At 44.7% G+C, this 17,610-nt stretch carries 17 protein-coding genes; 6 read left to right on the plus strand and 11 right to left on the minus strand.

Features of this window, described 5'->3' with window-relative positions; all coding sequences use genetic code 11:
* Positions 1 to 166: 166 nt before the first annotated feature.
* Together RA086_RS09910 and RA086_RS09915 are read right to left on the minus strand one after the other, a co-directional pair.
* Entirely contained in the window at positions 167 to 940 is a 774-nt protein-coding gene (locus RA086_RS09910) for an HAD family hydrolase (RefSeq protein ID WP_308703634.1), read from the minus strand.
* A 16-nt stretch (positions 941 to 956) separates the two neighbouring features.
* Entirely contained in the window at positions 957 to 1,895 is a 939-nt protein-coding gene (locus RA086_RS09915) for a LacI family DNA-binding transcriptional regulator (RefSeq protein ID WP_308703635.1), read from the minus strand.
* Positions 1,896 to 2,079: 184 nt separating this feature from the next.
* On the opposite strand from RA086_RS09915, the gene RA086_RS09920 reads away from it, so the two are divergent.
* Positions 2,080 to 2,943 (plus strand): MurR/RpiR family transcriptional regulator, encoded by an 864-nt coding sequence (locus RA086_RS09920; protein WP_308703636.1) that lies wholly within the window; start codon positions 2,080 to 2,082, stop codon positions 2,941 to 2,943.
* A gap of 59 nt (positions 2,944 to 3,002) precedes the next feature.
* On the opposite strand, the gene RA086_RS09925 is transcribed toward RA086_RS09920, so the two are convergent.
* Both RA086_RS09925 and RA086_RS09930 read right to left on the minus strand, forming a co-directional pair.
* Positions 3,003 to 3,980 (minus strand): Gfo/Idh/MocA family protein, encoded by a 978-nt coding sequence (locus tag RA086_RS09925; protein ID WP_308703637.1) that lies wholly within the window; start codon positions 3,978 to 3,980, stop codon positions 3,003 to 3,005.
* A gap of 10 nt (positions 3,981 to 3,990) precedes the next feature.
* Positions 3,991 to 5,010 (minus strand): Gfo/Idh/MocA family oxidoreductase, encoded by a 1,020-nt coding sequence (locus RA086_RS09930; protein ID WP_308703638.1) that lies wholly within the window; start codon positions 5,008 to 5,010, stop codon positions 3,991 to 3,993.
* A 217-nt stretch (positions 5,011 to 5,227) separates the two neighbouring features.
* On the opposite strand from RA086_RS09930, the gene RA086_RS09935 reads away from it, so the two are divergent.
* Both RA086_RS09935 and pyrB read left to right on the plus strand, forming a co-directional pair.
* Entirely contained in the window at positions 5,228 to 7,228 is a 2,001-nt protein-coding gene (locus RA086_RS09935) for a Na+/H+ antiporter (RefSeq protein WP_308703639.1), read from the plus strand.
* Between the two features lie 268 nt (positions 7,229 to 7,496).
* The gene (pyrB, locus tag RA086_RS09940; RefSeq protein ID WP_308703640.1) at positions 7,497 to 8,411 is read left to right on the plus strand and encodes an aspartate carbamoyltransferase; all 915 of its coding nucleotides are present in this window, start codon (positions 7,497 to 7,499) and stop codon (positions 8,409 to 8,411) included.
* A gap of 1 nt (position 8,412) precedes the next feature.
* Here the strand turns inward: pyrB and RA086_RS09945 are convergent, their stop codons facing one another.
* The 3 genes from RA086_RS09945 to RA086_RS09955 are packed head-to-tail and all read right to left on the minus strand — an operon-like array spanning position 8,413 to position 10,154.
* Positions 8,413 to 9,048 (minus strand): PIN domain-containing protein, encoded by a 636-nt coding sequence (locus RA086_RS09945; protein WP_308703641.1) that lies wholly within the window; start codon positions 9,046 to 9,048, stop codon positions 8,413 to 8,415.
* Positions 9,038 to 9,814, minus strand: a complete 777-nt coding sequence (locus tag RA086_RS09950) for an ImmA/IrrE family metallo-endopeptidase (RefSeq protein ID WP_308703642.1) — start codon at positions 9,812 to 9,814, stop codon at positions 9,038 to 9,040. The genes RA086_RS09945 and RA086_RS09950 overlap by 11 nt, the downstream gene beginning before the upstream one ends.
* Positions 9,798 to 10,154: a helix-turn-helix domain-containing protein gene (locus RA086_RS09955; protein ID WP_308703643.1), complete on the minus strand. Its 357-nt coding sequence runs from the start codon at positions 10,152 to 10,154 to the stop codon at positions 9,798 to 9,800. The genes RA086_RS09950 and RA086_RS09955 overlap by 17 nt, the downstream gene beginning before the upstream one ends.
* An 840-nt stretch (positions 10,155 to 10,994) precedes the next feature.
* On the opposite strand from RA086_RS09955, the gene RA086_RS09960 reads away from it, so the two are divergent.
* The 3 genes from RA086_RS09960 to RA086_RS09970 all read left to right on the plus strand — a co-directional run bounded on the left by RA086_RS09960 (position 10,995) and on the right by RA086_RS09970 (position 14,086).
* Positions 10,995 to 12,740 carry a 1-deoxy-D-xylulose-5-phosphate synthase gene (locus RA086_RS09960; RefSeq protein ID WP_308703644.1) on the plus strand — a complete coding sequence of 582 codons (1,746 nt, stop codon included), beginning with the start codon at positions 10,995 to 10,997 and terminating at the stop codon, positions 12,738 to 12,740.
* A 428-nt stretch (positions 12,741 to 13,168) separates the two neighbouring features.
* On the plus strand, positions 13,169 to 13,726 hold the full coding sequence (locus tag RA086_RS09965) for a cysteine hydrolase family protein (protein ID WP_308703645.1): 558 nt from the start codon (positions 13,169 to 13,171) through the stop codon (positions 13,724 to 13,726).
* A gap of 66 nt (positions 13,727 to 13,792) precedes the next feature.
* The gene (locus RA086_RS09970) at positions 13,793 to 14,086 is read left to right on the plus strand and encodes a bacteriocin immunity protein (protein ID WP_308703646.1); all 294 of its coding nucleotides are present in this window, start codon (positions 13,793 to 13,795) and stop codon (positions 14,084 to 14,086) included.
* A gap of 97 nt (positions 14,087 to 14,183) precedes the next feature.
* Here the strand turns inward: RA086_RS09970 and RA086_RS09975 are convergent, their stop codons facing one another.
* The 4 genes from RA086_RS09975 to RA086_RS09990 all read right to left on the minus strand — a co-directional run bounded on the left by RA086_RS09975 (position 14,184) and on the right by RA086_RS09990 (position 17,493).
* Positions 14,184 to 14,960 (minus strand): ABC transporter permease, encoded by a 777-nt coding sequence (locus RA086_RS09975; RefSeq protein WP_308703647.1) that lies wholly within the window; start codon positions 14,958 to 14,960, stop codon positions 14,184 to 14,186.
* The gene (locus tag RA086_RS09980) at positions 14,947 to 15,663 is read right to left on the minus strand and encodes an ABC transporter ATP-binding protein (protein ID WP_308703648.1); all 717 of its coding nucleotides are present in this window, start codon (positions 15,661 to 15,663) and stop codon (positions 14,947 to 14,949) included. Before RA086_RS09980 ends, RA086_RS09975 begins: the two co-directional genes overlap by 14 nt.
* The gene (locus RA086_RS09985; RefSeq protein ID WP_308703649.1) at positions 15,641 to 16,033 is read right to left on the minus strand and encodes a GntR family transcriptional regulator; all 393 of its coding nucleotides are present in this window, start codon (positions 16,031 to 16,033) and stop codon (positions 15,641 to 15,643) included. Before RA086_RS09985 ends, RA086_RS09980 begins: the two co-directional genes overlap by 23 nt.
* A gap of 548 nt (positions 16,034 to 16,581) precedes the next feature.
* A complete protein-coding gene (locus tag RA086_RS09990) occupies positions 16,582 to 17,493 on the minus strand; it encodes a DMT family transporter (protein ID WP_308703650.1) in 912 nt (303 codons plus the stop codon).
* Positions 17,494 to 17,610: the final 117 nt, after the last annotated feature.

Below are 17,610 nucleotides of genomic sequence, written 5' to 3' on the forward strand. Positions count from 1 at the left end.
TGAGAATTTCAAAACTCATTTGCAAAACATTGTTAAATCAGCCTCACAACTTCTGCCAGATTTCTTTATAAGTTGTTTCGGCCACAAAAAAGCATGAGCTAATCGTCTAACGCGACAATTGCTCATGCTTTTTTGATCTCAATCACACTTTAAAATTCTAACTAGCCTAGCTGATCCAGCCAATCGCTTTCAAACCGTTGGCGATGCCATCATGATTACAATCGGTCGTGACACGATCTGCCTGTTGCTTGACTTCATCTGAAGCATTGCCCATCGCAATACCGATGCCGGCGCTTGCCAACATCTCGCGGTCGTTTTGACCATCACCAAAAGCCACGACATCCGCTGGGGCCACGTTTAAGGCTGCCGCTAACTTGGCGATACCTTCTGCTTTGGAACCTACTTTAGGAATCACATCAACGCCATCTTCATGAAAACGAACAAATGAAAATTCGTCTGGATGTGGCAATAAAGCATCTTGTTCTGGACGATAAAACATCATCGCTTGATACACATCGTGCGTTAAATGATAATCAGGATCATAAGTTAACTCCGGCGCTAAGAAGGTGCTCAGAACATCCGCGGTAGCTGCCGAAGGATGACTATGGGCGTATAAGGTTCCCAGCGATTCGACCACAATATCAATGTTAGCCGCATCCGCCGCCTGCACTAACTTGGTCACATTCTCCCGTGACAACGTGTGTTGATGAACTTGTTCATGATTGGCAAAAGCCGCCGAACCGTTACACAAGACAAAGTCGCGCAGATCCAACTCCTGAATCACATTTTTAGCCATTGCGTAGTTCCGCCCTGTCGCAATCGCCACGTTAATGTCTTGTTGCTTTAATTTTTCAATACTCGTGATCGTACTTGGTAATAATTTTTTATTGGTATCTAACAACGTATCGTCGATATCAAAAACCGCTAATTTCGCACCCATGCTCGTACCCTCCAGCTTATCGCTTAATAAATTCAGATTTAATTAATTCATGTTCGGTCGTATGACCAATGGCTAATTTGAAAGCCGCCTGTCCTAAAGCTTCCAAATGATGGTCGATCGTTGAAAATTTTAATAATCGACTGGATAACAAATTCTCTTGTCCAATGACCGGCAACGGCGGCAACTGATGTTCCGTATCATACCGTTGAATTCCCGCCGCAATGTCATCGCCATTGGCAAAGACGGCATCAACTTGCGGCTGTAATTTCGCAAAGTAAGCCCCCGCTCGATAACCATCCTCAAATTTGACCGCGCCAGTGAACAATTCACGGTCGGCTAAATGACCATAGACTTGCTCGTAGGCTTCACGCGTGATGCGTGTACTAGCGCTAATCACATTGTTACGGCTCAAGACTACGCCCATCCGTTTATAACCGTTACTTTTAGCCCACGTTAAAGCGCTCACAAATGAAGCCAGTCGATCCGTATACGCCGCCGCCAATGGCCGATCTTCGCCTGGATCTTCACAACAGACGATCTGCCCATATTTGCGGTAGCGCTCCAGCGTATCCAATTGACTACTGCGCGAGGTGAAAATCAAAGCGTCATAAGCCTTACTGCGCAACTGATCTAGGTATTGGCGTTCAATCGTCATATCATAGTTCGTCGGCAACAACGTAATCTTGTAACCGGCTTCAAAAGCCGCCATGACAATCCCGTCAATCACTCTGGCGAAATACGGATGATTTGCGTATGGTAACACCACACCAATCGTCTTCGTCTGACCCTTACTGAGATCACGAGCGACCCGATTTGGCGCATAATCCAATTCTTGCATGATTTTTTCCACTTTAGCTCGTTTATCATCCGCAACGTACTTCTGATGATTGATCACCCGTGACACCGTCGAAACGGAATAACCAGACAAACGCGCAATATCATGAATATTTGTCATCGACTTTCAACCCCTATCCCTTTCATTCTACCGTTAGCTGCTACCCGTTGCACGAAGAATTATTAACTGGATCGACAAAAAGCCTCAATGTGCCTACCATAATTTATGAAACCGGTCCCAGGTCAATATTTTTTTCTTTGCAGATTGCCCTAGAACTCGTAAAATGGGCTTAAAGGGGAACATTATGCTAATTTTGGAAGCTTTAAAACAACAAACCGACTTCACCACGACTGAAAAACGCATTGCTGATTATATTTTGGCAAATTTGCCGACATTAGCCAATAGCTACATTAAAGAACTCGCCGCTGCGACCTATACCTCACACTCGGCGATTATTCGACTGGCGCAAAAGCTGGGCTACCATGGTTTTCGTGATTTTCAACATACCTTGACCGTCGCCGCCACCGCCCAAGCACAGGCGTTGACCGCTGTTGATGCCAACTTTCCATTTCAAGTGGATGATACGGCTGCGACGATTGCTAAAAAGTTAGCCGCCGTGACCGTCACGGCGATTCAAACCGCCCATGCCCAACTCGATACAGCTCAATTAACTGCGACCGCTAAATTACTCGCCCACGCCGACCGAATCTTTTTATTCAGTCATGGGGATTCACAATTACGCGCCCGCAGTTTTCAAAACAAGTTGGTCAAAATCAATAAATTTGCAATTATTGCCGAAGAATATAGCGATGACGCTTGGAACGCGGCTAATTTATCCCCCAACGATTGTGCGATTTTCATTTCATATACCGGTACGACGACCACTCATCAACAATTTGCCACTTACTTTCAAGCACACCAGATTCCAACGGTCCTGTTAACCGGTAATGCGCAATCGCCACTGATTCCACTCACAACACAACAACTGATCTCAGTTCAACGTGAGACAGATTTTGCCAAGGTCGGCACATTTGCTTCACAAGCCGCTTTTGAGTACTTATTGGATACGTTATTCTCGTTACTATACGTTCAAGACTATCGTCATAATTTAAGCAATCTTCAACAGAATCAAGATTTGATGCAACATGGCCCCCTACAAACAAAATAATCAGCGACGCAAAAAAACTGTGCTTACAAGGATTAACCAAGTAAGCACAGTTTTTTTCATTAGCCTAATTTGATGCCAGCGTCTGCCAATGCAGCATCCACCACAGCCATCACCGTTTTGGAATGTGCTAGCTGCTGTTTGACGAAAGTCATATCATGGTTAGCGATAACTTGTTCAAACTTAGCAAATTCTGAAAACATCCGGTGTGGATGCCGATTTAACGTTATCGTTTGTGGCTCGCCACCATTGGCCGTTTCGGTGTAACGCTCGACGGTATTCGTGGGACCAGTGACCACGATTGACCCTTGATTGCCTTGCAGTGTTGATTTAATTGGCGCATCACAATCCTTAGCGCCAATACAAACAACTTGAGTCTGCGGATAAACTAAGGTCAATACTCCTGACGTGTCAATATCACGTTCAACGTTAGCCGCATAATGAACCGCTGTTGGCGCACCTAGCAATCCAACGACAAAGTGGATGTTATAAATATTCAAATCCATCAACGCCCCACCACCCAATTTGGGATTAAAGGCCGGCAAGATAACTCCTTGCTTGAACCGATCATAGCGTGACGAATATTGTGAATAATTGCAATCAACAATCTTCAAATCGCCTAACTTTGGTAAATCGGCTTTGATTTGTTGATAGTTTGGCAAGTACTGGTTCGTAATCGCTTCAATCAGCACCAAATCTTTGGCCATAGCCAATGCTTCAAGCTCCGTGAATTGAGCCGAATTGAGGGTGAATGGTTTCTCACAAATGACATTTTTACCTGCCAATAACGCTTGTTTGCTAAAGGTATAATGTAGTGAATTGGGCAAAGCCACGTAAACCGTGTCAATGGTCGTATCAGCCAATAGTGCATCATAATCCGTATAAACTTGCCCAATCTCATAGTTGGTTTGCAAATCATGTGCATGGGCCACACTGTGCGGGGTACTCAAAATTGCGGTGAGGTCAATCGCCGGCAAATCCCCGACCATCGTCAAAAAGTCTTGCACAATTTTACCCGTGCCTAAAATTCCTAATCGCATTTGATCACTCCTAACGTTTAACTTGTTGAATACCCTTTTCTAACAGTTCAATTTGTAAAATAGTCTCTTCATCTTTAACCGTTTTCGGTTGCCCATTGATGATTGACTCGTACAGACCAGCATAAACGCGACTGTAATCACCAACTTCTGAAACAACTTTTTCTTCATGATACTGGTCATCATGATCCATGTAAGTCAATGTACCGTAATCTTCCGGTCGGTCAATGCCAAAGTCAGCGTGATTAGGCATATAGAAATGCTTCAAGTCTGTCTCTTGGCGGTCAGTAGTCACTTTCTCAAACATCCCTTTTTTACCATAAACGACGAAACTAGGGCGTGGTTTGATACGGAAATAACTAGACTTAACGGACACCTTTAGGCCACCATAATAGAGATCCAAGTCAAAGTAATCATTCATCCGGCCTGCGCCGAGTAATTGCCGAACATCATAATGGACGTCATCTGGCCGACCAAAATATGAAATAACTTGATCAAGCGTATGGCAGGCATGCCCATAAAGATAACTAGAATCTAATGAAAAATGAGTCACGCTTTCTGGAACTTCTGGGCGGAAATAGTCAAAGGACATTTCAACTTCCAACAAGTCTCCTAATTTACCACTTTCAATCACTTTTTGAACCGTCAAGAAATCTGAATCATAGCGACGATTTTGGTAACACTGGATCAAGAGCCCTTTTTTCTGAGCCAATGCAAACAGTTCTTTAGCTTCCGCAGACGTTTCGGTGAACGGCTTCTCGACTAAGGCATTTTTGCCATGATTTAACACGTCTTTCGCTAATTTATAGTGGGTACTGCTGGGCGTGGAAACAACGACTAATTGAATCTCAGGATCATCATAAATATCGTTAATATCAGTCGTGTAGTGCACGCCAGCAATCGGTTCCCAGTCTTGTCGTCCCGACCGCGAATAGATCGTCTTGACCTTGATTTTATCCTTTAACTTCAGTGCAAAGGGTAAATGATACCGGTTAGCACTCTTCCCATTACCTAAATATGCAATTGTTAACATCTGATGATTCCTCCAAGTTAATTTGATACTTCTATTATACCGACCCCACCGCTGAACCCAAGCGTTTCCACGTCGATTGGTGCAGATGTTCAGAATTCTTTGCGGTTTCGGCGTTTTTTTAAACCTCTTGTCAATCATGTCTTTAATACCCGTTTAAGTCTAATTGCGGTAAAATTAAATCAATTAACTAATTAACTCATGTAAGGGGGACAACGGTTTGCAAACCGTCTTCTTAGTACTACTTCTGATTGCTGCGGTCGTGGCCGCAAATGCCGTCTTTGCGCGCTTCAAACTCCTCCCAGTGGCTTTTCTTCAAATTGCTGCTGGTTTGGTGCTGTCACTGATCCCGCTTTATCAAAATTTCGAACTCGAACCAGAAGTTTTTTTATTCGTCATTATTTCCGTTTTAATGTTTAACGATGGACAAAATACCAACATGCGTAAGCTTTCCCATCAGTTGCGCACGACGCTATCACTCGCAGTCATGCTTGCCATGGTGACCATCGTGATTGTTGGTTTCGTGACCCATTGGTTAGTCCCGGCATTTTCGTTGGCCTTGGCGCTCGCATTAGGTGCAATCATCACCCCCACCGATGCCGTCGCCGTGTCGTCGATCACCTCAAAGATCTCCGTCCCTAAAGATGTCATGGATACGCTTGAAAATGAATCGCTATTTAATGACGCATCCGGTATCGTCGCGTTTAATTTAGCTATCGCAGCGCTTGTGACTGGGAAATTTTCGATCTGGAGTGGCATTGGCAACTTCTTGTATGTCTTCATTGGCGGGATTATTGTTGGCGCATTCCTGGGCTACGTTATCGTGGCGGTCCGAATCATGCTGATCAACATGGGCGTCGATACGCCGTCAGTGGTCGTGCCCTATACGCTACTAACGCCATTCGTGGTCTACTTCTTAGCTGAAGGTCTCGGTGTCTCAGGAATTTTAGCCGTCGTCGCGACGGGGTTAATTCATGGCGTCCAACAGAACCGCCTGCGACTAACGACCTCGCGACTACAAATCGTGATGTCAACGACTTGGTCGATCATCGCTAGCATTCTAAATGGGATTGTCTTTGTTTTACTAGGCGTTTCTCTGCCAAGTGTGATCAGTCATTTGCAACAACGCGATACCAGTTCGGTCGCCATCTTGATTGGCTTAGGCTTGCTACTGTACGTGGTCATGACGCTGGTACGTTTCACGTGGATTCAACTTGGTTTTGCGAACATTCGCGCTTGGACCAATCGGGAACGAACCATTAATAGTCTGGTGGCCGCGTTAAGCGGTGTCCACGGCACGATTACTTTAGCCATGGCATTTTCATTACCGCTCACGCTGGGCAGCCATGCGTTTACCTATCGTAACGATATTATTTTCGTTGCCGCGGTAGTCATTTTGGCAAGCTTACTCGTACCAACCATCGTGCTACCACTACTACTGCCTAAACAGGTCGACAAGGTCACTGATGAAGATTTGGCACAGGCCAAAGTCGACATGGTCACCAATGCGATTCGTATGATTCAGGCACGCTACGGTGAAACGCCCGATGCTGGCGAAGTCATCATGATTTTGGAAGGACAACGCGCCGTTGATGGGCGTCCTGATAAAGCACAACTCAACCGGCTCTTTGATCAAGCCTATGACTTAGAACAAGCCACCATTGACAAAATGATTGCTAACGGCGAAGTAGATGCTGGCGTTGCTGAACGCTATATCCGTATTAGCCAAAATCGGTTGCAAAATCAACAATCCTTCTGGCAACGCCTCCGGTCATTCATCAAATTTTTCATTTTTGGCCGTTGGTCGGTCTCTAAAAAGGCCCGTGCGCGCCGTAAAGCCATGCAACAATTCAAGCAAAGCGGCTTAACGCGTGAACAATCGATCGAGAAAAACCGGCAAGTTTGGGCTCAAATGCGGGAAGTTGAACAGAAACCATATACCGTTGTGGTGAACTTCTTAAATAATCAATATAATGAGTCGAATCGCCAAGCCGTCGGTATCGTGCGACGGGCTTATGACGAACGTCATCGGCGGCTTTCTGGGACTCGTGACTTCCAAGACGCCCAAAATGAGCTGTTGATTCAAGCTTTTCAATTGGAATATAACTATATTCAAGCCCAGATGGCGACTAAAAAGATTAGCCATGATCTTGGGAACCAATTATATGAACAGATTTCAACCGATCAATTAGTTTATCTGCAATCGGTCAATGGCGACTGAAGAAGAGTCCCATTCTTTGCTGGATAATCTTCTGAATGCTTAATAGCCCCGAAACCAAGTCAATTTCACTTGGTTTCAGGGCTATTTTTCTTTATTGTCAGGAATTTTAATGCCGCTTGATTGGTCTGGAACGTACTGGTCAACGACCGAACAACAGGCTAAAGTAGTTGCGATAAGCCCATTATGTACCATTTCTTTACAAGTTCGTTATCAAATCTCGACATTGTGCGTGTAACCTACAAATTAAACTTACTTGGAGGCGCAAACCATGCAACATTTTATTACGAACGATGATTTATCTCTAGAAATAACGACTGCCGTGATCCAACGCGCGCATGCCATGGCACAGTCACCAGCTGATTTTCAAAACCTTGCTCGTCACCAACAATTAGCCACCCTCTTCTTCGAACCGAGTACCCGCACACGCCTGAGTTTTACTTCCGCCATGCACAGTTTGGGTGGGACCGTGCTTGGTTTTGAATCCAGTAGCTCAACCTCCACAGCTAAAGGTGAATCTCTGATCGACACGATACGCGTTGTCTCACAATATGTTGATATTATTGCGTTACGCCATCCGCAAGCTGGTGCGGCTCAACTTGCTGCTAAATACGCTAGTGTGCCGGTCATCAATGCTGGCGATGGTGCGCACTTGCACCCTACCCAAACGTTGGCCGACCTGACAACGATTGATCATTATAAGCATCGACTTAACCACCTCACAATTGCCTTTGCGGGAGACTTAAAGTACGGCCGTACCGTTCATTCACTTGTGCAAGCCTTGATGCGCTACGGTCAGAATCGGTTTATCTTCGTCTCTCATCCAACCTTGAAGATTCCCGTCACTTTGCGCGCACAATTGGTTGCTAAAAACATTGCCTTTGAAGAAGTTACCAATTTTGCCGCAATTAACGTGCCACTGGATGCCCTCTATATGACACGCGTCCAAGCGGAACGTTTTGCAACTCCAGCCGCTTATGATGAAGTCAAAGACGCCATCCAACTCACGCCGGCACAACGCAATCTCCTCACACCAGAGACCCTATTGTTGCATCCGTTACCACGAGGTCATGAGTTACCAACCACTTTCGACACTTGGCCCCAAGCCCATTATTTTGATCAAGTGAAAGCGGGACGATTTGTGCGGATGGCATTAATCGAGACCTTATTAGCACAAAATCATTAAGTTATTTTGACTTCAACAACCGTTGATCAAAGTAGTCTAATTGCTGCTGTGCATAGTCGCTAGTTCCAACGACTGCTTTATAAAAAGTGCGCACAGCTTTGCGATTTGCCACTTGATTTTGGTAAGCCTTAACACAAAAATCAGCAACCGAATCTTGTTGGATCAACTTCTCCTGAGCTAATGATTCATCAAAAATTGAATAATGTTCCTGTTCAATGACCGTACGAATATCAAAATCATTGGAACAAATTAAGCCAGTGTTTAACATCAGACATGTCGCTAAAATTGCAATTTCACCAAGATCAGCTGTATTCTTCACCCGAAGACCTTGTTGGCGACGATAGCGGTTCATCTTCAAGAAAGCAGTTGTAATAGCTTCTTTTCGAGTATTGTACACTTCTAAAGAAATTGACGAAAATTCTGCTGTTTCGAATAGTCGCCATGTGCCATCTGTCAAAAATGGTTGAATCAACTTTTGATTGTGTTGTGTGCGAACTTCTTTCCAAACATCCTCATGAACGATAATCTGTGGATAAACACTATTCAACCAATTCAAGATATCATATTTTTTAAAATTGCTCGCATAAAATAAAACGTTCGTATCAATAAAAACGGCCTTTTCACTATTAATCATCATGCGTCGCCACATCATTCAATTGTTGCCGCCGCTGTGCCCACAACTTCGCTGCAACCGTTGGCTCGGCATGTGTCAACATCGTTGCGGCTTCATCTAAGGTCAATTGCTTTAATTTTAAAGCTTGTAACACTGCTCTTTTCAAAGCACTAAAGCTAACGATAGGTTGAGGCTCATCTAATGGACTCATCACTAAATCAAGCCGGTTACGTGCTAATTTCCAGGCTCGCTCATCATAGGCTTGCAACTCAGTTGAAACCCGTAAGCCAAGTTCCCGTAATCGCCGTGTCACAGCGACATATGGCATAGCAGACAAATCAGCTAATTGAATAATTGATAACACTGGATTAAAATTTGCCTGATGTTTTGCCGCTTGCCAATAGCGCTTAACCAACATTTCAGGTAGCATCACGCTCGCGGCAAAGTGATCTGCCGCCCGTTCATTATTTAACTGACTGACTTGGTTGGCCGGCACCTGATTAGTCAAAACCAGCAAGTGCCATAACTCATGGGCAACACTAGAATATCGATTTCGCAGATTTTGTCGCGTATTGATTGCAACTTGTGAGATTCCTTGTGACCGAATTGTCGCACCAAAATACTCAGGATCAGCAACATCTTGATAGATCACTACCGCTTGTTCCATAATAACGGTTTCGATACTCGCACCAATAAAAATCCAGTCACCAAAGTGATTAGCGACAAAACTATTGGCTTGCTTCTCAGCAATGCTGTCAGTCAATAACTCAATTTCATCCGTTAGTTTCATTTAAAGACTCCTGTTCAGTGACCAGATTGACATAACGATCTGCATCCATTAATAACTGAAGTAACGCATCTTGACCGGCCTTATTGGAAATTCTGCCACGTAATAAATAAGCCGGCTGGGTTGCTTTTGATGAATCTCTAGCTAGCTTTGTCGCCGAGACTCCGGTGAGTACAACCAACTTTTCGATCAATGCCGGTTGTAATGACCGTTTCTGATTAAATAACTGACTCATATAGGCTGGCGTTATTCCTAAATATGTAGCCAAGAATTGATGACTACGTTGATGATCTTTTAACCACCTATCAACATTCTTTAAAGTATTCACATCACTCTGAATCATGTTTTTCCTCCAATTTCTTGATAACTGAAGTATATCACGTCTTGTTAACGTTAACTAACTTTTTGAGATGTGTATCAAATGTGTTAACAACGTTTCCTTATTAGTAACGACACTGACGCTACCAACTGCGGCCAACTGCCATTGTGCCATTAGTCGGGTAAACTGAAAGCAATCAGTTAAATGGTGGGCGGCAATTGGACAGAATCAAAATGTGAACGACCGGCAAGTCGATGTTTTAAAACAACTTTGTGATTCATTCCAATTGACCTCATCTGTGACACTGTGGATCCCAACACGAACAATATCCGTAGAACGGTTGCGGCCACACTGCCCCAGGAGTCAAATCGTGTGCGTGTCTTCGCTCAACTTGACTCCTCTCATTGACATGTAACGGCGTGGTATTCAGCCTGCCAATCGTCCGGTTACCGGACAGTTGTGCTTGCCGTTATCAGGACTACCGTTGATATTCTCCAGTTAAACTTATCGTAACGTCTCATTTGGGCCAACTTACAACGACCACAGTAATTATGGCCATTTGACCATGACCTTCGTCGACCACTAAATGATAATCATTACTCGCAGCCTGTACCTCCTCGTCAGTCAACTGTCCCCCATCGGCGGTTGCTGATGGTTATCATCTTACGAAGCTCACCTGTCAAATGTGTCAACGCGAGCAGCCATCATTTAACTGAAGTTGCCATTCCTAATTAATCAGAACTAGCTGTCACCAGTGACAATTAGTTCTGATTTTTTTGACGAGTCACACTTGCGTTAGACTTACTCGAACATGCTAAGCTATAATAGTAAAACATGAATTAGTAGAAAGTGAGCGATTAATTAATGGAAACGCCAATTTTAAACACAATTAATTCGCCAGCTGATTTAAAAAAATTAGCATTGCCCGAATTAACTCAATTAGCCACTGAAATCCGATCGGTCTTATTGAACAAAGTCAGCCAAACTGGCGGTCATGTCGGTCCCAACTTAGGGGTCGTAGAACTCACGATTGCTTTTCACACAGTCTTCAATTCGCCGATTGATAAAGTCGTTTGGGATGTGTCTCACCAATCGTACACGCATAAAATTTTAACCGGACGTAAACGTGCTTGGTTGGACCCAGATCATTATGATGATGTGAGTGGCTATACAGCGCCAAGTGAAAGTGCCCATGATTTCTTCAATATCGGGCATACTTCAACTTCAATCGCCCTCGCGACTGGCATGGCCGTTGCCAGAGATTTGCAACATCAGCCTGGCAACGTCATGGCTGTCATTGGTGATGGCTCATTATCTGGCGGTTTGGCCTTAGAAGGCTTAAACACCGCCGCCACACTGAAAACGAACCTGATCATCTTAGTCAATGATAATGGTATGTCGATTGCCGAAGACCATGGTGGCTTATACGCCAACTTAAAATTGTTACGAGAAACGAACGGTCAAGCAGCCACAAATCTCTTTAAGGCCATGGGCTTAGATTATCGGTACGTCGCTGACGGTAATGATCTCGCTAGCATGCTCGCCGCCTTCAAAGCGGTGAAAGCTATCGATCACCCCATCGTTTTGCACGTTCATACGGAAAAAGGCCATGGTTATGCCCCCGCAATGACGCACAAAGAGGCCTTTCACTGGCATGTTCCTTTCGATCTAGCGACTGGCAAAACCTTAAACCCACAAACTGGTGACTCTTACAATGACGTGATCCACGCGACACTGGAACACGAATTGATTGACGAAAAGACCCCTTTAACCGCTATTACCGCGGCTGTACCTGGCATTTACGACTTGAAACGATTTGGCAAACAGCACCCGGCGCGTTACTTTGACGTTGGTATCGCCGAACAAGAATCAATCAGTTTTGCGGCTGGTCAAGCACAACAAGGCTTGCGACCAATCGTCTTTCATTCGGGAACTTTCCTGCAACGCGCGTACGATCAACTTTCCCATGATCTCGGTATCAACAAATTACCAGTGACCATTATGGTTGCTGGTGGCAGTATCAATGCTGGTGATCCGACTCACCAAGGAACCTTTGACGTCGCAATGCTTTCAAATATTCCCGGCTTAACTTACTTGGCACCAACCACTAAAGAAGAACTCGCGGCCATGATGCATTGGGCCTTACACCAAGACCAAGGTCCGGTTGCCATCCGAGTCCCTGGCAATGGCATCCATTCGGCGCCGCTCAAGACCTTCAACCCACAAAAAATGCAACCCTATCACGTGGGTCAAAAAGTTGCCCTACTTGGCGTTGGTAGCCTATTGCCGTTAGCCGAACAAGTCCAAGCCAGCTTACGCGAGCATGACATCGATGCCAGTGTCTATGATCCTCGTAATTTGTCCGATTTAGACACCACAACTTTAACCGACTTACTGACCAACCATCAGTTAGTGGTGACCTTGGAAGAAGCCAGCCTAAGCGGTGGCTTCGGTGAAAAAGTTGCCAGTTTTTATGGCAATACCGACATGCACGTTTTAAACTTTGGTGCCGCGAAACGCTTTAATGATCGCGAAACCTCAGCAGAACTTTGGCATGAGTTTAAACTTACACCAACACAACTCGTGACCGAAATCATGAAGAATTTATAACGATATCAATCATGCGGCGCAGCTAAATAAAGTTGCGCCGCATTTTTAGGCCTAATACATTATCGCGTTCCTATTGATGAGGACTTAAATTGTCGTTCCGGTTGGTCTGGACTGATTCACTTGTTAAATCGCTATCTAACGTCGGAGTGGACCAGCTCGTTTGCCGTGTCGAGACACTTAGCTGGGCGGTTTTGCCCAGGTTAGTGTCTGGCCGACTTTTAAGACGTGGGTTTCGGCTTGAAAGCGCCCTGCAGACCGCCTTTTGGCTGCAGGTCTGCCCCACGGCGAACGAGCGGGTCCACGTAGACGGACAAATTGGACAACTATTTTAAAGCCAAACAGGACAATATGCTGATTAAAATTGTCATCAATTGACATCATGGCGCACCTTCCACATACTTAATCCTAAGCAAACTCTAGGAGGATTAATGATGCCAACCAAACAAGCGTTACTCATTATCGATTATACGAACGACTTTGTTGCCGACAAGGGTGCCTTAACCTGTGGCAAACCTGGTCAAGTTTTAGCACCGGCTATCGTCAATCTCGCCGAGCAACAATTTGCCCAAGGCGACTGGGTTCTATTGCCGACAGATGTGCACACGCCACATGATCCTTATCATCCGGAGAGCAAATTATTTCCACCCCATAATGTTCGTAATACTTGGGGCCGTGAGCTCTACGGTCCCTTAAAGACTTGGTTCGAAGCACATCAAAATGAAACCACTGTTTGGCAATTTGATAAGACGCGCTACAGTTCATTTGCCGGCACCGATTTAGATTTGCGACTCCGCGAACGTGGCGTTCTAACACTCCATCTAGTGGGCGTTTGCACGGATATTTGTGTGCTGCATACCGCAGTTGATGCCTATAATCTCGGTTATAAGTTAGTCATTCATGAAGCCGGGGTCGCAAGCTTTAACCAAGCTGGACATGATTGGGCACTAGGTCATTTCAAAAATAGTTTGGGCGCAACTATCGTTTAAACCTTGTGAGCAGCCATTGCATTTTTAGTTGACTCCCTTATACTTTTAATTAAGGGGGAATTTCACATGACAACCGAATCAACTGCAACAAGTTTAATGCAAGCAATCAGCACAGCGGACAACGATCCAGAAATTAAAGGGAACGCTGAACTGAACAAACTCTTACTCAAGCACGCAACACAATTGGAACAAGGCAAAGATTTCCATCAAGTTGCCGGCGACTTGAATCAAGCCCTACGCTTATGGGGAATGGGACATCTACATGGCCCTAAAGCGCTAGATCCACTTTACCAGGCAACCGTTGCTGCGGCACCTGGTATTTCGGCACAAAAGCCGTATGCCGCACCATCTAATCACTAAAATTAGGCTATTTAAAATAAGCGTCGTAAAGCCGGATTGGCTTTACGACGCTTATTTAGGTCATTTTTGAAATAATCGACTCAACAAGTTAACCTCATTAATTTGCGGTCGTTTCAACCCATTTATTTAGTAAGAAAATATTTGCGACGGTTTCCACCACGATGATGATCAACATGATTGTGACACCGACCCACCATGAACTAGTCGTGTTGCCACCCATTAACGACGTTGAGATCCAAGCCACCTGCCCCATTAGGAAACTGACGACCCGGAAAGTCAAGATGATCATAATGACGTACACAATACCGTTCACGAGCCGTTGCCGAGCGCGTGGTAAATAGTTGCTGGCAGCACTTGTAATCAAATGTACCAGTGAAACCGTACTCCAAGCTAATAAATAGATGACTAGCATAATAGCCAACATGCCTAAGCAAACCCCGATGGGATTAGACCCGACAGTGCTTAATTGTAAATTAGTTTGGAGGTCATCGTATATTGGCGAGAGTGTTGACCAACCGATTAACGCGGTCAGTAACATCAATACCGCTTGCAATACTAATAGGTAGAGAAAGCTGACAAAGGTTGATAACAAGTTAGCCGCATAAAACAAGCTATCTTTAATGGGCGCTAACCGGAACGTATCGCGCGTAAACGCCTGCTCATTTCGAACCGCTAGCAACACAAAGGAGACAAGTGACGGAATTACCGACCACCCCATGACGGCATAGAAGAGCGTTCCCGAATTGAAATTGCCTTGGATCAGCGTCCAAATTGATGAGACCGCTACCGCAGCCAATTCTAACAACATGAGGATATGAATACTCCGAAACTTTGAACCGCTCATGGCCTTAAACAAGCTACTAAATTTCGTCATGATCGTCACCTCCGGCATATAAACTTTCGTAGTAGTCTTCAATTTCTAGTCCTTTTTCATCGCGCACTTTATCCGCACCGATGTGAACCGCAATCCCATGATCTTTGACGATCACGATTTCATCTAAAATAGGCGCGATTTCGGTGACATAGTGATCACTAATTAAAATCGTGGCCGCTGCTGGTTTCCATTGCAAAATACTACTGATGATTCGTTTACGACTCATGCTATCAATCCCACTAAAGGGTTCATCAAGCAAGTACAAGTCCGTCTGGCGGGCTAACGTCAACGCGATCACAACTTTTTCTTTCATCCCTTTAGACAAGGCTGCTAACTTTTTAGTCCCATCAATTTGTAAGAATTTAGCCATGGCTTGATAGCGGGATTCATCAAAATCTGGATAGATAGTTTGATAAAATTTCACGACCTGCGCGACTTTATAGCCACCACTGAAGCCATGCAACTGTTCTGAAAAGCTGACATGCCGTTTGCGTTGTGCAAGTTCAGAATCACCACTCACTTCAATAGTTCCCTTACCTTTAGCACTACCCGTAATCAGGCGCATGAGCGTCGTCTTACCGGCACCATTTTCACCTAACAAGCCCACGATTTTGCCGGCATCTAACGTGAGATCAACGTTGGTTAAAATCGTTTTACGATTCTGTTTATAAGCTAAATTTTTAATCGTTAATACTTTTGTCATCCTGCTGGGCCTCCCTTTGATCAATATAGCGTTGCAAACTTTCAATAATTTCATGATCACTTAAATTTAACGCATGCAATTGGTCGTAGACTTGCGCTAATTGTAACATGACTAATTGTTCTTTTAATTGGGCCAACCGTTCGTGGTCTTCAGTCACAAAGTTACCTTTGCCACGTTGTGAAATGATCGTTCCCTCGGTGATCATTTCCGCTAAGGCGCGTTGGACCGTATTCACATTGACCGTTAAGTCGACCGCTAATTGGCGCACCGCTGGTAACTGATCGCCCGGCTTCAACTTGCCGGTCAGCATTTCATGATACAAATGAGTCTTGATTTGATAATAAATCGGGATCTTGTCGTCAAACTTCAATTTGTAACGCCTCCCTAGTGTTCTATTTAACTATTACACTATAACATCAGCTATCCATTTGTGCAAGGGAGAACCTGTAGATGTTGCATTGACACAATTTGCTTAACTTGCCGCTCCGGTTGGTCTGGCTTGATGCTGGAACGTGGTGGCCACGTTTGTGAGCCAAAGGACGGTCTCACAAGCCGGGCTTTTCCTCAGCTGGAAATTTCGCCAGCAACCGAAAATTTCACCACTGAGCATCATCCAGCCCGCCCTGCGTTAAATAGTAATTCTAATTGGTTGTTATCAGATTCTAATTTTGACAATATTTCGTTGATCATAACCACTATCTAACGCCGGAGTGGACCGGCTCATTCGCCGTGTTGAGACACTTAGCTGGTTGATTTCCCTAGGTTAGTACTTTCGGCTTGAAAGCGCCCTGTAGACCGATTTTTGGCTGCGGGTCTGCCCCCGCGGCGAACACATTGGTCAATGAAGACGGACAAACTTAATGCGTTACTTTATGCACGCCAACATCAATTATGTGGTCAAAAGAAAAAGCGCCCCACTTATGGACGCCGAAAATTACTTGCTTTAATGAAATACCGACTAAGCAACCCACGAAAGTCAAACTGGGCGATCACCGTGGCAACAATAATCAAACTACCGCCAATCAGTAAGTGTTGCGTGAGCGGTTCAACATGGAACAGAATCGACACGAGACTCGCAAACAGCGACTCGGTCATCAATACCAAGCCAGCCGTCACCGTATCCGTGTATCGCTGGCTCGACACTTGCAAAACTTGCGCCGCAAAATTCGCGACCACGCCGAGGTACAGTACCGGTCCAATCGCCGCACCCCAGTTGATTTGAGCCAGTTGATGATAATCAATCGTCAAGGCATAAAACGTCCCTAAAATGGCTTGAATAAACCCAAGCTGGAACGCTAAAATCTGTGGTCGCGCTTGCTTCGTCGCATAGCCATAATAAGTCATCTGAAAGGCATAGAAAACGGCCGTCAAAATGGTTAAGAAGTCGCCCATGTGAAACCGAAAACCAGTTGTGATGATACCAGTCAAGAAAACCATGCCAAGCACACATAAAATAATTGCTAAATAAATTTTAACTGGCGGTACCTTTTTGAAGAACAGCCAGGCAATCAATGGTAATAAGATCACATAAGCCGACGTAATAAACGAACAGTTACTTGGTGTTGTTGATTCCAGTCCAGTTGATTGCAACTGGACCACTACAAAGTTGAACAAGGCACAAACCGCACCAATCTTAAACTCTTTGAAAGTCATTGTCTTGACGACCTTATGAAAAAAGACATAAGCCAGTATGGCCGAAATCAACCCACGTAAGGTATTAATGACCGATGGCGGCATATTGGCTGCAATAACCATTTTGATAAAGGTATAACTGGTCCCCCACATAAAAGCGACTAAAATTAAGTTTCGATTGGCATGTGCTTGGGTCATCTTTTCACCTGATTTTCATTTAATCGCCTTTAAGTCTAAGCTTTCATAATTGCCGCTGCAAGTAGAATCATGAAATTTTCATCAGAAAGCTCAGTGCACTAAAAAAATCGCCACCAC

The sequence above is a fragment of the Lactiplantibacillus brownii genome, from assembly GCF_031085375.1.
Lineage (GTDB): Bacteria > Bacillota > Bacilli > Lactobacillales > Lactobacillaceae > Lactiplantibacillus > Lactiplantibacillus brownii.